Origin of the sequence: Peribacillus sp. S4 (genome assembly GCF_046715815.1) — a bacterium.
Taxonomy (GTDB): Bacteria; Bacillota; Bacilli; order Bacillales; family DSM-1321; genus Peribacillus; species Peribacillus frigoritolerans.
Window position 1 is genome coordinate 2,459,954 of record NZ_CP175708.1, and the last position, 14,923, is coordinate 2,474,876.

Annotated in this window: 13 protein-coding genes and 3 pseudogenes; 13 read left to right on the forward strand and 3 right to left on the reverse strand. The window is 33.4% G+C overall.

What is annotated here, in order from left to right:
* Positions 1–594: 594 nt before the first annotated feature.
* Positions 595–753 carry a Spo0E family sporulation regulatory protein-aspartic acid phosphatase gene (locus ACJ9PY_RS11705; RefSeq protein WP_411740071.1) on the forward strand — a complete coding sequence of 53 codons (159 nt, stop codon included), beginning with the start codon at positions 595–597 and terminating at the stop codon, positions 751–753.
* 279 nt (positions 754–1,032) lie between these two features.
* Here the strand turns inward: ACJ9PY_RS11705 and ACJ9PY_RS11710 are convergent, their stop codons facing one another.
* On the reverse strand, positions 1,033–1,914 hold the full coding sequence (locus ACJ9PY_RS11710) for a LysR family transcriptional regulator (RefSeq protein ID WP_411740072.1): 882 nt from the start codon (positions 1,912–1,914) through the stop codon (positions 1,033–1,035).
* A gap of 513 nt (positions 1,915–2,427) precedes the next feature.
* Between ACJ9PY_RS11710 and ACJ9PY_RS11715 the strand changes: the two genes are divergently transcribed.
* From ACJ9PY_RS11715 to ACJ9PY_RS11740, 6 genes are all read left to right on the forward strand, one after another.
* On the forward strand, positions 2,428–3,795 hold the full coding sequence (locus ACJ9PY_RS11715) for an MATE family efflux transporter (protein WP_411740073.1): 1,368 nt from the start codon (positions 2,428–2,430) through the stop codon (positions 3,793–3,795).
* 152 nt (positions 3,796–3,947) lie between these two features.
* Positions 3,948–4,130 carry a YolD-like family protein gene (locus tag ACJ9PY_RS11720; protein WP_411740074.1) on the forward strand — a complete coding sequence of 61 codons (183 nt, stop codon included), beginning with the start codon at positions 3,948–3,950 and terminating at the stop codon, positions 4,128–4,130.
* Between the two features lie 1,561 nt (positions 4,131–5,691).
* Complete coding sequence (locus ACJ9PY_RS11725) at positions 5,692–7,128, forward strand: amino acid permease (RefSeq protein ID WP_411740075.1); 1,437 nt, start codon at positions 5,692–5,694, stop codon at positions 7,126–7,128.
* 236 nt (positions 7,129–7,364) lie between these two features.
* On the forward strand, positions 7,365–7,484 hold the full coding sequence (locus ACJ9PY_RS11730; RefSeq protein WP_411740266.1) for a PLP-dependent transferase: 120 nt from the start codon (positions 7,365–7,367) through the stop codon (positions 7,482–7,484).
* Positions 7,426–7,614, forward strand: coding sequence for a hypothetical protein (locus ACJ9PY_RS11735; protein WP_411740340.1), 189 nt, complete (start codon positions 7,426–7,428; stop codon positions 7,612–7,614). The genes ACJ9PY_RS11730 and ACJ9PY_RS11735 overlap by 59 nt, the downstream gene beginning before the upstream one ends.
* 37 nt (positions 7,615–7,651) lie before the next feature.
* Positions 7,652–7,798 (forward strand): hypothetical protein, encoded by a 147-nt coding sequence (locus ACJ9PY_RS11740; protein ID WP_411740076.1) that lies wholly within the window; start codon positions 7,652–7,654, stop codon positions 7,796–7,798.
* 23 nt (positions 7,799–7,821) lie between these two features.
* Here the strand turns inward: ACJ9PY_RS11740 and ACJ9PY_RS11745 are convergent.
* Positions 7,822–7,905 (reverse strand): annotated as a pseudogene (locus ACJ9PY_RS11745) (hypothetical protein); the annotation flags it as partial.
* Here ACJ9PY_RS11745 and ACJ9PY_RS11750 point away from each other — a divergent pair.
* The 5 genes and pseudogenes from ACJ9PY_RS11750 to ACJ9PY_RS11770 all read left to right on the forward strand — a co-directional run.
* A pseudogene (locus ACJ9PY_RS11750) lies at positions 7,901–8,038 on the forward strand (pyridoxal 5'-phosphate synthase lyase subunit PdxS); the annotation flags it as partial. The pseudogenes ACJ9PY_RS11745 and ACJ9PY_RS11750 sit on opposite strands and share 5 nt — an antisense overlap.
* Before the next feature lie 815 nt (positions 8,039–8,853).
* A complete protein-coding gene (locus tag ACJ9PY_RS11755) occupies positions 8,854–9,966 on the forward strand; it encodes an aminotransferase class I/II-fold pyridoxal phosphate-dependent enzyme (protein ID WP_411740077.1) in 1,113 nt (370 codons plus the stop codon).
* Positions 9,967–10,078: 112 nt separating this feature from the next.
* Positions 10,079–10,183 (forward strand): annotated as a pseudogene (locus ACJ9PY_RS11760) (hypothetical protein); the annotation flags it as partial.
* A 211-nt stretch (positions 10,184–10,394) separates the two neighbouring features.
* Positions 10,395–10,856, forward strand: coding sequence for a GNAT family N-acetyltransferase (locus ACJ9PY_RS11765; RefSeq protein WP_411740078.1), 462 nt, complete (start codon positions 10,395–10,397; stop codon positions 10,854–10,856).
* A gap of 1,104 nt (positions 10,857–11,960) precedes the next feature.
* A complete protein-coding gene (locus ACJ9PY_RS11770; RefSeq protein ID WP_411740079.1) occupies positions 11,961–12,224 on the forward strand; it encodes a hypothetical protein in 264 nt (87 codons plus the stop codon).
* A 533-nt stretch (positions 12,225–12,757) separates the two neighbouring features.
* Here the strand turns inward: ACJ9PY_RS11770 and ACJ9PY_RS11775 are convergent.
* Positions 12,758–13,060, reverse strand: a complete 303-nt coding sequence (locus ACJ9PY_RS11775) for a helix-turn-helix domain-containing protein (protein ID WP_411740080.1) — start codon at positions 13,058–13,060, stop codon at positions 12,758–12,760.
* Between the two features lie 176 nt (positions 13,061–13,236).
* On the opposite strand from ACJ9PY_RS11775, the gene ACJ9PY_RS11780 reads away from it, so the two are divergent.
* A complete protein-coding gene (locus ACJ9PY_RS11780) occupies positions 13,237–14,901 on the forward strand; it encodes a DUF262 domain-containing protein (RefSeq protein WP_411740081.1) in 1,665 nt (554 codons plus the stop codon).
* Positions 14,902–14,923: the final 22 nt, after the last annotated feature.

The window sequence follows — 14,923 nt, forward strand, 5'->3', positions numbered from 1 at the left end:
AGTTCCATACTTATCATATAAAACCTTATAGAACTCGTTTGTATCAATATTTATATCTAATTTTATTCTTGGAAAGAATTCACTCCTCCTTTAGGTTCAACCCATTCAATATAGCTTGTTCGTTCATTCATTCTTTAACTAAGTTGAATTTCAATAAAATCTGATATTGTACTCTCTAAGAATTTATCTCTATTTAAAAAAGATAAGTAATTTCCTTATCCAATACAGAATTACATATGAATATCTGCTCTTTAAGTTTCCAAAAAGTCCTCATTTAGTTTTTTATCTTGTGTAGCAAGCCAACCCATTCTAATTCCTTGTAACCCATTAGCTTTAGATAATTCAACGCTGATAGCTTTGGAACTAAGCGATGCAGCAGTTGGCAATTTCTCCTGTTACTTCCAACAAAGAAATAAAGCCTTCATTTTTGTTGGAATGGGAGGGGGGAAAGCTTTTATTCCCATTAACATCCAAATTTAGATATTGATGAGGATGCTATCCCAATAGCGATAGATGTATTTATACAGCTTGTATTTGGATTTGAAAAGCTGCTTTAAAAAGAATAATTCCAACTTCAGAGAGGTATGAGCAGCGATGTCTTCTAACATTAAATTACTTAAAGAAATTGAAGCTTGCCGGTTACTAATGTTTAATTTAGCTAGTCGAAATTCCTTGTCTTCTCCACAAGTTGTTGAAGCTAGTCAAAAATTAGATCTTTTATTAAATAAATTAAGTAAAGAATTTAAACAATAGGGTTATCAACCTCATTTTATCCTCGCTTTAAAAAATATACTGTTGGAGGAAACTGTTCCAATGGCGAGTTTTCAGAAAAGCTCATAGATGAGATTGCTTAAAACCTATTTAAAATAAAAATATGAGAACAAAAGAAATATATTTTACTTACCTAATTCTCGATTATTATTGTTCATATTTAATGGCTACTGTAAAGCCAAAAAGCCTAATGGGATACATTTTAGGCTTTTTGGCTTTACAGTATTTTATTTATGAAAAAGGTGGGGGAAGCATTCTTCGTCATTCAATTGCTGCGTGCCAAGCTTCTTTTAATAAGTCACCAAAAGATTGGATAGTCGGCCCTTCAGAGCGATTCTTCAAGTAAATGAAGGAAGTTTCAATAGACTGATTGCAGTAATGCAAGGGAACAAGTCGACCATCGGCAATTTCTTCTTTAATTACATTTTCACCGAGTAAGGCAATGCCTGTCTGGTTGAGTACGGCGCGTCTAATCGTTTCGTCACTTCCCCCGCACTCGATGATGGATGCCGGTTTATAATTTATTTCGGAAAAGCATTGGTTGATGATTACTCCAAAGCTGCAGTTCTCATGGTAAGCAAGGAAAGGATAATTCGCGAAAATCTGCTCCCTCGTGTTCAGTTTAAAGATTTCTAAAGCAACCACGAGTACTGCCCTTTCTTCGTCAAGCGTATGTTTTTCAATGTCTGGAGAGTTACAATCACAAGCAATAATCCCTATATCCGCTTCATTGTTAAGAACCTTTTCGATTGCAACAAGGCTATTTGAGGGAACAAGTCTTAACTGTACTTTCGGATGAAGTTTAGTATAGGAATTGAGCAATAATGAAAGATGGTGAATGCAATAATATTCCGATGAAGCAATGGTAAGTGTCCCAGAAGGTCCATTGAGTTCTTCCAAATCCCTCTCAAGGTTTTCTATGGTAACAAATAATTTATCCGTATGCTCCTTTAACTTCTTCCCTGCAGGAGTTAAGAATGTTTTTTTTCCAACACGAGTAAAAAGTGAATGATTTAGTTTTCGTTCTAGCACCTGAATTTGCAATGTAATAGTCGGCTGGGTGTACCCCAGTATTTTTGCTGCTTTTGTCATATTAAGATGTTTAGCAACAATGTGAAAGGTTTTTAAATTTCTAAGTTCCATAGTTTTCTCTCCCATAATTTAAAAGTTAAAACAATGATGGATTCAAAGCATCACTAAATGTTTATTATAGTTACGATTAAATTAATTAATTTTAACGTTAGGATGAGCTGTGATAGGTTTAAGGAGAAGTTATAGTAGTAGTTTTTTCATGTTATCAGAAGAAGAGCAAAGGTGGGAGAAATGGAAGTGAAAGGTATATAAAGAGATTTAAATAAGGGGGAAAGGGCCTGAAAATAGGGCCTGAAAATAGGACTAACAATGGAGAAAAACTATATATTCAATAGAAAAAGATGATTATCAAATGTAATGAATTTTTTTAGCTTGAAGTAGGCAAAGGAAACAGATATTGGATTTGGACATCTAGAGGATACGAGTATCAACTGTATCTCCTTAATATTAAATATAGTGATGGATGCATTTCTTATTTTAAAATTCCCTTGAAAGTAGACTTTCATCAGGAAAAACTGGACATTCAGTTAATATCAATTTTATTTACTAGGAGGGGGAATATACGTGGCCGAAATGAAGACAAATAGTCAAAGGTTAAAACGTTTTTTTATTCTGTTGATTCCTATTTTCATTACCCAGACTTCTCTTTTTGCTATGCACTTTTTTGATACTATGATGGCTGGCCAGATCAGTCCGCAAGACCTTGCTGGTGTAGCGATTGGGTCAAGTTTATGGGTAGCTGTAAGTGCGGGGTTAGCAGGAATTCTATTAGCGGTTACACCGATTGTATCCCAGTACGTTGGGGCAGATCAACAAAATAAAGTGGCCCCATTTGTCGTTCAAGCAATTTATTTAGGAATTATGATGGGGATTTTGGTTATAGTCGCCGGATTCCTTACTGTACCGTCAATTTTAGGAGCAATGAATTTAGAAGCAAAAGTATATAAAATATCATCAGCATTTTTAGTTTTGTTATCTGTAGGGGTCATTCCCTTACTTGTTTATACTGTCCTTCGATGTTTTATGGATGCATTAGGACAAACAAGAACCACGATGTGGATTACATTGTATGCTATACCAATTAATGTATTTATTAATTACATTATGATGTTCGGAAAACTGGGTTTTCCTAGGTTGGGGGGAGCAGGGGCAGGGCTTGCTTCAGCATTGACTTATTGGTGTCTACTCTTTATTTCTATTTATATTGTACATCATAAGCCTACGTTCTCCATTTATGATATATTTCAGCAAATCCAACTTGTACATTTTAAAACCTTGAAAAAAATTTTAAAGATTGGTATCCCTATTGGATTATCTATATTTTTTGAATCCAGCGTTTTTTCGGCTGTTACTATACTAATGAGTCGATTCGATACCGATACTATCGCTGCTCATCAAATTGCAAATAACTTTCAAGCTCTCCTTTATATGACACCCTACAGCATTGCTCTGGCTTTAACTATTGCAGTTGGTTTTGAGGTAGGGGCAGGTCGTTTTAAGGAAGCTCGTTTGTACAGCATTATAGGAATAGTAACAGCTCTTATATTAGCTGCTTTTTATATGACGAATATTATTATATGGGATTATAAAATTGTTGGAATTTATACATCTGATTACCATATACAAGTAATTGCCCATCGTTTCTTACTCTTCGCAGCTTTGTTTCAATTTTCTGATGCCATTGCAACTCCTGTACAAGGGATACTCCGTGGTTATAGGGACGTAAATGTTTCTTTCGTGAGTACATTACTGGCTTATTGGGGAATTGGGTTGCCCTTTGGTTATCTATTAGCTAACTTTACTTCTTTAGAGGCAGTTGGTTACTGGATAGGATTAATTTCTGGTCTTGCTTGTGCTGCAATCTTTCTGTTATGGAGATTATTTTACTTACAGCGCCAACAACCAGACTTTGCAAACAGATTTACTGCTTAAAATCCTAGCAAGTTATTATGAAAAGTATGCTATTAAATATTATTGAACAACTAACAACCAGGGATCTATTGAGTGCTTAAGATAAGAGTGATTCAGTAAATCTTGGCTCTTTCGGTCATATTCAGAACATTTGTCAGTAAGGAGGCAAATAAATGATTCTAAAAGCACTAAGAAAAAATTCATTAATTACCATTAAATATTATGAAAATGGATTGTTACATACATGTAAGGGGCGTTTGTGTAACCTTATCCTTCATGAACAAACCCTTTTATTGGAGGATGAACAACATAACATCTTTTCTATACGTCTATCTAGTATTAAAGAAATCTGTTAATTACCTTATTATAGTTTTGAGAAGACATAAATAAAGTTGAATATGTTGATTATTTTAGGTTTTATTGTTTTCTCTATAGGATTTACAGGTGAGTTTATTAAAAGAGATGAAAACCCTAAAATCGTGGTTATTTAGCAAGAATTGAACATTGAACACGGATCATTCAAAAATCATTAAAGCAGGAATAGATAAAGGAGACTTGCTGATTTTGATATAGAGGGGAAAGTAATGGCACCCGATACACAATATCCCGAAACAGGTGAGTAACCTTTTACAGACTAATTCTAATATTAAAGGGGTACTTGCCACAAATGAAAACATTCCTTTAGATGCACTAAAAGTATGAGGAAATAGAATTAAAGATTCCTGTCATTGGAAAGGGTGGTAGTAAGCGAACTGCTGAAAACGGTTTAAGAGGAGAAGTTGAGCATTGCCTTATCTCAAAACCCCTATGATATGGGATACCTATGTGTTGAACAAGCATTAAAAGCATTAAGGGAGAACACGTAGAAAAAAAGATTGACAGTGGAGTGGACCGTATTACAAAAGATAATGCAAGATCGACAATAGAGTTTTATACAAAGGAAGTTTTTGAATGAATAGATGATACTTGAGTAGTCTTTTTAAAATAAAGATTGATTCAAAAACAAGTTATGAAGAATTTTAATGAACAGCCCATGTGTAGATGCTATGCCTCTATCAAATAGTTTTGCCCCAGAGTCAAACAAAAAATGGTCATTCTGTCCTATTTAATAAGAGGGAAACTGTATCTTTTCAATAGTAAGATATCTGTTTAAATATAAATATTACCATTCCGATGGTTAATGAACCTAACTGCATTCTATCTACCTTTTCTCTTTAATAGAGTTCCGGGTAGTAAGGTAAAGTCATCATTTGAATTAAAGGAGAGATGCGTATGTAGATTAAGAGAAAGACTATGAACAGAAATTGCCTGAAGAGCTGGCCTGCCCAAAAATCAAGTATCATTCGTTGAAGTATTCAAACACCGACTGCCGTTTCACAGGCTTAAATTTCACCTTTGAAAATCTCACCATATTTTATGGTAATCATGTCCCAAAAAGAACTCAAGGAATTAATCATACACGGAGCCTGCGCAGCACTGTTTATTATTCACTCAACCCTTCTTATGCGGGGTAGGTGACCACATATTGATTGTAAAGCCGAACTATGCTATAAACATTGAAGTTCCCAGATCTTTAGGAATCACCACCAATTTATTGAAACTCATGTATGAGAATAACTATGAAGTTGAAGTATCCACCAGGAGTAATAATTTCCGTGGGTAAACTGAATGAAATTATTGAATTTGCTCAAAAGCAAGATTGCTACTATCTAGTAGTAGACGAAGCCTATTGAGGTGTTAGTCGTAGCTTGTAAGAGATTGAAATCTCAATAATATTTACAAGGTCAATTAATACTAGGATTATATTAACTTGTAATAATCAATAAATAAAAAGAGCGTGTAAAAATAGTTACATGAAGACAAACCATATTAGTTAACTTTAATTTAAGTAGTTATTCTTAATTTTGGAGGCGCTGTATGATAAAAAATAATAACCAACAGATGGAACTGAATCGTACCATGAAAGGTAGGCACTTGTTCATGATTTCCCTAGGGGGAATTATCGGGACTGGACTCTTTCTCGGCTCTGGATATACTGTTAGTCAAGCTGGACCAATTGGTGCAATACTTGCCTACTTGGTAGGTGGATTAATTATGTATCTAACGATGCTTTGTCTAGGTGAATTGTCTGTAGCAATGCCGGTCGCTGGATCCTTCCAGGTTTACACTTCTCGCTTCATTAGCCCAGCAATCGGATTTACTGTTGGCTGGAATTATTGGTTGGGTTGGGCTGTAACCATTGCATTGGAGTTACTATCAGCTGGAGTATTGATGAAACGGTGGTTTCCAGATTCTCCAGTGTGGATGTGGTGCTTAATTTTTGGAAGCGCTTTATTTTTGGTAAATATGCTCTCTACTCGAACATTTGCTGAAACAGAATTTTGGTTTGCAAGCATAAAAGTAAGTGCTATTGTTTTGTTTGTTATCCTCGGAGGAGCAGCTATGTTCGGTCTAATTGATATGAAGGATGGCCAGGAGGCACCATTATTTTCTAACTTTACAACATCTGGCTTGTTACCTAATGGAGTTACGGGTTTTCTAATGACGATGATTACAGTAAGCTTTGCATTTCAAGGAACTGAGTTAATTGGGATTGCAGCTGGGGAAAGTGAAGATCCGGAGAAAAACATTCCGAAATCAATTCGAGCTATAGTGTGGAGAACACTTTTCTTTTATGTACTTGCAATATTTGTCTTATCAGGAATAATACCTTCTAGTGAAGCCGGTGTAATTCAGAGTCCCTTCGTTGTAGTATTTGATAAGATTGGAATCCCTTATGCATCGGATATTATGAACTTTGTTATTCTGACAGCATTACTATCTGTTGCTAATTCTGGCGTATATGCGTCAACTCGGATGCTTTGGTCGTTATCCCAAGACAACATGGCTGTTTCAAAATTAGGGAAACTTAATAAGAAAGGAGTGCCAATGAACGCACTGCTTCTGACGATGAGCATCTCATCACTTTCCCTACTATCAGGCCTAGTGGCAGAAAATACGGTTTTCCTATGGCTAATTTCCACCGCAGGTTTAGGGACAATAGTTAGCTGGATTGCCATTACTGCCTCACAGATTGCGTTTCGGAAACAGTATTTAGCCAAAGGAGGGACTCTAGAAGAATTGAAATTTAAAACACCATTGTATCCTTACTTACCATTACTTGCCCTCCTTCTTAATCTTACTGTCCTAGTTAGCTTGGGGTTTGATCCGGACCAACGTATGGGTTTATATTGTAGTATTCCATTCATGGTAATCTGCTATTTGTATTATAAGCTTCGGATTGAAAGGAAAAAAGAAGCTTTACAGAAAGATAATCTTAATGATTCTATTGAAAAAATAAATGAAATAAGCTAAAGGGAGGAAAAAATTTATATTTGTCTTAGGGAAATTTTTCTCTAATATTAACGTCTACAGGCGTAATCCTTTTCTCTTTTAATTGTTCAATGGTTGAAGAGTATGGTGAAGTTAATCGTTACTGAAGCCTCGTGGTATTGTGGAGTGACAAACAGCCAAGGACTTTTCGAAAAAGTGCTTGGCTGTTTTGTTATCTTTGGATTTACTTAAATAAAGATCTTTTGTATTACCTCCCGATGGGAATTCCAGAAGGGTTGGTTCGTCTTTCTTGTGGTATTGAAGATGCGGATGATCTCATTGCTGATTTGGAACGAGTGTTTGTACATCTTGAATCCAATATGCAAGTATCTAAATAAAAATACATTCGGGCAGACTTTAGGCTGCCCGTCCATTTTAGAAATAAGCATCATGACAATCCGTATTGCATTACTTGGATTTGGAATTGTCGGCAAGGGATTAGCTGAAATTTTGAGAGATAAAGGGTAAAGCGTTACACAGTAGTCTTGGGTTTGATGGCAGGATTGTGGCGATTTCTGATCCTATGAAAGGGTCTCTTTATCATCCTGAAGGATTAGATTTAGATCAGGCATTAAAGTCTGTAAAAGACACGGGAAAAGGATATGATGCCCAATACAAGGTTGTTATTTTAGCCAGCAAAAAGACGGCGTGATTATGGATGTGATCAATGCCGGAATCAATGTAATCAACTCCAAGCGCCTCTAATACACATGCTTCTACGATGTGGCCAATACGGGCTTTCGCCATGACCGGGATAGAGAAAAGTGAAGTATTAACACCAGCGGATCAAGAGTATCACCATTCTAAAAGTGCATTTACTGTTCCGTTTGTGTGCGGATGCTGTGATTTAGGTGAAGCGGCAGCTATGCTTCGGACAAAGGCAAGCCTGGGTAAGAATGTTCGGCCTATTGTCACTTTAGATGTTATTTTGCACCTGTTTTAGTCGATTTTTTGCATTAAAAATAATAAAAAAAGCCATCAAATCAAATCCTGATATTTGTTTACTACCTTTTTTATTACTAAATAGTAAATTTGTTTAGTTGGGGACAGTTAAATTAGTTTATATAATACTGATTATTGATTCAAAAAAAGCCCTTTATTCGTTAATTTTTGAATGAAATTCTAGTTTTTTTATGAGTACAGTTCATCTTGAATCTGGATTTTTATGTTTATGGTTATTAAAATCAGCTTCTTTTAATCTTCTTTCTACTAAAATTGCATTACTTTTTTCAACCCATTTTAACTTTTCATTTATCTGTTTTGCCACTAATATTGCAGGAGAAAAAATATACCTGGTTCAGTTAACTTGTTGTTGTATTTCTTTTTATGATTGGCAATTATTTTGTTCATGTCAAGTAGTTCTTATATTATTGCTGAACTGTTGAAATTGAATTAATCGAAATTATTAATGACCTTATTTAAAATAAAACAAATTCCTTTTAATTAGTTATTTTAAAAGGATTATTATGAGTAGGTTTTATTAGAATATATATGTATTTTAATAAAGAAATGGATGTAATTGATTCATTTGAATATCATTCTGTCCTATTTCAACTAACCCAAACTGTATCTTTTCATTAGTACAATATGTGTTTAAATATAAATTGTAAGCATTTCAAGATTTAAAAAGTATTACTTCACTCTATCTATGCTCTCTACCTAGGTAGAGAGGAAATTCAGATTATTTAATTTAAGGGAGAGATTACTATGTGGTTTAAAAGAATGACTATTGAAAAAGAATCACCTGAAGAACTTGGATACGAAAACATCAAGTATAATTTGTCGGAGAGTTCAATTGCCGATCTTCGCTATGAAGATTTAAATTTTACGTTTGATAATCTTACTATATTTTATGGTGATCACAGTGGAAAAAAAGAATTGAGAGAAATAATTGCAAAAGAACACTACAATATGGATGCAAATCAGGTGTTAATTACTAATGGAGCTTGTGCAGCATTATTTATTATTCATTCTACACTTCTTATGCCGGGAGACCACATATTGGTAGTAAAGCCGAATTACGCTACCAACATAGAGGTTCCACGGTCTTTAGGAATCACTACTAATTTACTAAATCTTACATTTGAAAATAATTTTGATGTGGATATAGATGAGCTAAGGAGCCGAATTACACCGGAAACAAAGCTAATAAGTATTACATATCCACATAACCCAACAGGAGTAATGATTTCTGAAGATAAGCTAAATAAAATTATTGAAATTGCCGAAGAGTATAATTGCTATTTAGTAGTTGATGAAACATACAGAGATTTAACATTAGGAGAAAAATTGCCAACTGCTGCATCCCTTAGCTCAAAAGTAATTAGCGTTGAATCGTTATCAAAAGCTTATGGTTTACCAGGAATCAGAATGGGATGGCTTGCCACTCAAGACAGTAATTTAAAAGAAGCATTCCTGGCAACTAAAGAGCAAATATCTATATGTAATTCTGTTTTTGATGAAGAAATTGCTTATCATGTTTTTAAAAACAGAGAAAAGTTCTTAGAAAGTACTAGAGAAGATAATCTATTAAAATTTAATATCGTCAAAGAATGGATGGAAGAACAAAAATATCTTGAATGGGTTGAACCAAAAGGCGGGGTAATCTGTTTTCCAAGAATAAAATTAGATATTGATATTGATACAAACGAATTCTATAAGGTTCTTTTTGATAAATATGGAACTTTAGTGGGTGCGGGTAGATGGTTTGAAATGAGTGATAGACATTTTAGAATTGGATACGCTTGGCCTACTGTAGAGCAATTAAAAGGTGGATTAGATAGTATTATTAAAACTATCGAAGAATTAAAGAAAAACTAAAAAATATATCAAAAATTACTCCCGAATTTTAACTTTTATAGATTCTTTTTTGTTTAAGAATCTATAAAAGTTTTACAAAATACAAATATGTATATAACTAGGAGGAATATTTATGGTAATACAATACTCTCATGAACCATTTTCCAATTTTAAATTAGATACCAACAAAAGAGAATTTCAAGAATCACTAGCCTATGTAAACACACAGCTTGGCAAGCGCATTAGCCAAAAATAAGGAAAACAGGTGTATGCAATAATTTTAATCCTAATATTGAGATAGCCTAGCACGCTTATCTAATTGAATCCCATGCTAATCACGTACCTATTATAGAATTCTGGTAGCAGTATATCTAAAATGTAGAGATTATCTATGATTGAATTAAAGTTTTTATTTCAATACCTAATGATTGGAGAAGGGGGGGAGGAAGATGAATATTTATCAGGCAACTATACTAGACGTTGAAGGGATTTCGCATTTATTCAATTCGTATAGGGTTTTTTATAAGCAAGAGTCTAATCAGGAAGAAGCTAAAGCTTTTATTTTAAAGCGTTTTCAACAAAAAGACTCGGTAATATTTGTAGCTGTTCATCAAGGAAGTTATTTAGGGTTTACACAAATGTATCCGTTTTTTTCATCGGTTGCAATGAAGAAATTATGGATTTTAAATGATTTATATGTACTAGAATCGGCTAGGAAACAAGGTGTAGCTTCAAATCTACTAAACATAGCAAAAGAATATGCTCATAGTACGGGTGCAAAAGGAATAAAGCTCGAGACAGAAATTAATAATACATCTGCACAAAAATTATACGAGACAAACGGATATGAGAAAGATAATGTGAATTTTTATTACAGTTTAGATGTAAAAACCAAAACAGTAAAATATTAAGAAGTTTTTCCTATATATTTACTTCATAACCTTTATTCACATAATAAACAGTTCTAGGAAATATAAGAGATTGTATGATTACATACCTCTTATTTACCTAGAGCTGTTTAATTTTAGAGAGATTCGTAAGGAAGTAGAGGTTCTTTATATAAATATTTTGTAAGCCCAAACCAACAGTAGGAAGGTAGTAAAAATCAAGGTATGGGACTTATAAAACTGTATTATTTCTAAACATTCTAATTTTTTATAAAGTAACTGTCCTATATTATATATTCTCATTAATAATTAGGATATTAAATGTATACCCTCTTCAATTTTCTCTTCATTAATTCCACCAAAACCAACTAAAAAGTCAGGGCGTTCTTTTCCTATAGGATTAACCCAGTAACCTTCTGTAGAATATAATCCTACTCCAAGTTGATTAAAGCATTCCGTACTGTAGAGATTCATCACGTCATAAAGTGTGGGGATCGTATGTCGTATCAATTTCCTAAGAGCATCATTCTAATTATACTCGTTATGCCTTCTCATTATTAACGGCATCAATCCTGAACTCTTAACGAAAAAAAGATGGGCATTACGGCAAGTACTAGGCAGCAACATTGAAGTAAATGGCAGCTTATAAAGGCTTACCGAAAATGCTCAATTATAATTATTAAGGCATTCATTCTCATCGAAAATATGGAGCTTCCTGTGTATGGTTGGTCAAGACATCTATGGAAACGTCATTTCATGCGATTTTGCGGATTTAGAAACCTTACTAATTTCGGGTGAAATATACATCTCCTAAAGGCTTACGCTTAGTATTAGTGGATTTTTAGCGAGCTGATTTAGTGGAAGCTAATAAAGTATTAGAAAGATCGGCGTTAAATTAACGAAGGTATTGCAGTTGGTACTGGTACAGATATGGATTCAGAAACTGCTAGAATTGCGATTCTTTCTGGTGCACCTTTTGTTGTATCGCCGTATATAAACGACAATACAGTTCGGCTTCGTAATCGGTATCGAAATAATATTATTATTCCCTTGTTTCTAGGGTATAAATAGAATTTAATACAGATACCTTAGTCAGCTAAGAGAAAACAAACGATAGGGATAAATAAAATGACGTTTAGTATTTCAGCAGATGATTGGAAGGATCATTTTAAAAACAAAGTAGAGGAATTGAGCATACCTGCTCAGTATTATTTGTTTCGTAATTTTTTAGAACAAACTTTATGTTATTCAAATAATTTGAGCGACAAAACAAGATGGGTTCTTATGCACATCTTAGCAGCCGAAGTGAAAACCTTGAAACAGTTTGATAAGGATACATACAATGAGTATCTATTAAATGATATAGAGCTGGAGAAAAAACAAGGGTTGTAGAATAAACTCTTTCAGGATTGATTCCATTTTAAAGAAATAAAGCAAAGAATATAGCAAGGGTAAATCATACATTAGCTATAAATGGGGGAATAGGGGCTTGAAATTATATACTTAAAAAGTTAACAAAGAATTTTTATAACTCAAAGAATCATTAACTTCCCTATCTTCTTTATAACCTGATAACTTGTGATTTTTAACAGCTGATCAGAAAGGAATGAGGAGGATCAAGTTTTATAAAGAAGAAAGAAAAGAGTGAAGTAGTAGGTGGAGCAGAGATTTTAGTTTTTTCTTTTGATAGCTTACTCCCGTATTAAGTATGAAAGTCCATACTCATTATAGTTTGCCTTATGGTCCTTTTTGTTTTCTGGAGATTTATGGAATGTATTATAGGTTTAGTTATGCAACTATTAGGTTCTCTAATTGAAGAGGAAAGGTAATTAATTACACTTGGGCTATTTGTATGTATAACTAAAAACCACCGCTAAATGCGGTGTACTTATTTATACATTTTTGCTCTCACTTTTCTACAATACCTATTTTAAAAAGGATTGGATCATTTCAGTAACTTTTTGCCGTTGATCAGGGGATAACTTTTTTGCAGTATTGATTAAATCAATCAAATCGCTAGGCGTATTTTCGTTTATCTCAAATATATCAATAATGCTAATTTCTAATGCTTCAGAAATCTTTAGAAGTGTTTCTATAGTTGGAGATATAGCATTCCTTTCTATTTTACTAATATTGGACTGACTAATTCCTGATAAATGTTCAAGTTGGGTACTAGATATACCTTTATCTGATCTTAAAGTTCGCAATTTTTCACCCAAATTTATCATAATAAATCCCCCGTTAATACTGTTTATAAAAAAGAATTGTTTATTTATATAAGTGGAAACATCATAGCAAATATGTTTTAAAAAAAACGCAATTAGTTAAAGTTGACTATTTTATGTATAATAATATTCATATATGACTATAATGAACATTAGAAGTTGATCGTGGAGGTGAGAAAATGTCAATAGATACAAAAAGACTCAGCATTGGAAAGTTATTAGGGAGTGTTAATGAAGTCTTTCGAATACCTCTATATCAAAGGCCATACAATTGGGGTAAAGATCAATGGAATGATCTATGGGAAGATCTAATCAGATTAGATAGTGACCAAACACATTTCCTGGGGTTTATCATTACCATAAGCCAAGAACGGCAAAAAGGTTTTGGGTATTTTGAGGTAGTAGATGGACAACAACGAATTACAACAATTCTAATACTTTTAACTGCAATACGTGATTTAGCAGAGAAAATCGATAAGGAACGTGCTGCCTACATAAATAATTACTTTTTAAAAAGTTCAACAATAGATGAAATTGAAGCCAAGTTAATATTAGGTAGGAAGGATAATAAATTATTCAAAAAATTAGTTGAAAAAAGTATTAAAAGGGAAGATGTAAAAAATGAAAAAGTCATTCAAGCTTATAATTTCTTTTTAGAAAAGTTGCAGGATAGTAATTTGCAATGGCAGCATATCTATACAAAGTTATTGGGGTCATTGGATCTTGTATTAATGGTTACTGATTCATATTATGACGCATTCAGGCTTTTTGAGACCCTAAATAACCGCGGGTTATCCCTTTCATCCGTTGATTTGATTAAAAATTATTTACTAAGTAAATTTTCAGCCAACGAATCAATGTTGGAAGAATGCATTGATATTTGGGATAGTATTATTGAAAATATTGAGGAAATTGAGTCGGTCCGACACGATAAGGTTCGTTTCTTTAGACATTATTTGTTCTCTATTGAATATGGTGTTGTCCCAATACCTAAACTGTATTCGAAATATCAAAAGTTGATTGATTCAAATGATAATTTATTGAGTTTAGTTGAAGATATATGGTTAAAATCTGAAATGTATTTAAAGCTGTATAATGGAATATTAGGCATAAAGGAGGTGGATGATCGGCTGAATACGTTAGTACGTATAGAAGCAACTACGTGCTACCCACTTTTAATTAAGTGCCTCTCCAAGAACCTTAATAAAGAACAATTGATATCAATTTTGGAGGCTATCGAAGTTTTTACATTGCGAAGAAGTATATGTAATATTTCAACCCGGGACATAGATAGAATTTACAATCATTTGGCTTTAGAATCATTCAATAAAGAAATGCCAGTTTCTTATATTGTTGATTATCTTAAGAGGAGAACCCCATCTGATACTGAATTTTATTTAAACTTCCAGAACCGAGATTTTACAAGGTCAGCACAAACGAAATATATCTTAGAAATGATAGAAAATGCACTAACAAACAACACAAGAGAAAAAACTATAAGTGGTCGAAGTGATGTTCACATTGAACATATTATGCCAAGGGAATTACTAAGGAAAAGAAATAAAATCATTGAAAATTCTTGGCAAAAAGAACTAGGAACAAGAGCTTCTGAATATTCAATGTTCGTGAATAGAATTGGGAACCTTACGCTGCTTGGAAGCGAATTAAATATTACTGCATCTAATTATCCTTTTCTTGAAAAGAAAAAAAAATATGAGCAATCCATCATAATGTTAACCAAAGAAATTTGCCAAGAAGACAAATGGACCTTCGAAGAAATAAATATAAGGAGTGTGTATCTTGCGGGCATAGCTAAGAAGATTTGGAATTTCAATAATTTTTAAAGTAGAGAGGTGTAAAGAATTA

Coding starts and splice junctions, on each gene's coding strand:
- ACJ9PY_RS11705 (WP_411740071.1), top strand. CDS start 595: ATGTCTTCTAACATTAAATTACTTAAAGAAATTGAAGCTTGCCGGTTA.
- ACJ9PY_RS11710 (WP_411740072.1), bottom strand. CDS start 1,914: ATGGAACTTAGAAATTTAAAAACCTTTCACATTGTTGCTAAACATCTT.
- ACJ9PY_RS11720 (WP_411740074.1), top strand. CDS start 3,948: ATGATTCTAAAAGCACTAAGAAAAAATTCATTAATTACCATTAAATAT.
- ACJ9PY_RS11725 (WP_411740075.1), top strand. CDS start 5,692: ATGATAAAAAATAATAACCAACAGATGGAACTGAATCGTACCATGAAA.
- ACJ9PY_RS11730 (WP_411740266.1), top strand. CDS start 7,365: ATGGGAATTCCAGAAGGGTTGGTTCGTCTTTCTTGTGGTATTGAAGAT.
- ACJ9PY_RS11755 (WP_411740077.1), top strand. CDS start 8,854: ATGTGGTTTAAAAGAATGACTATTGAAAAAGAATCACCTGAAGAACTT.
- ACJ9PY_RS11765 (WP_411740078.1), top strand. CDS start 10,395: ATGAATATTTATCAGGCAACTATACTAGACGTTGAAGGGATTTCGCAT.
- ACJ9PY_RS11770 (WP_411740079.1), top strand. CDS start 11,961: ATGACGTTTAGTATTTCAGCAGATGATTGGAAGGATCATTTTAAAAAC.
- ACJ9PY_RS11775 (WP_411740080.1), bottom strand. CDS start 13,060: ATGATAAATTTGGGTGAAAAATTGCGAACTTTAAGATCAGATAAAGGT.
- ACJ9PY_RS11780 (WP_411740081.1), top strand. CDS start 13,237: ATGTCAATAGATACAAAAAGACTCAGCATTGGAAAGTTATTAGGGAGT.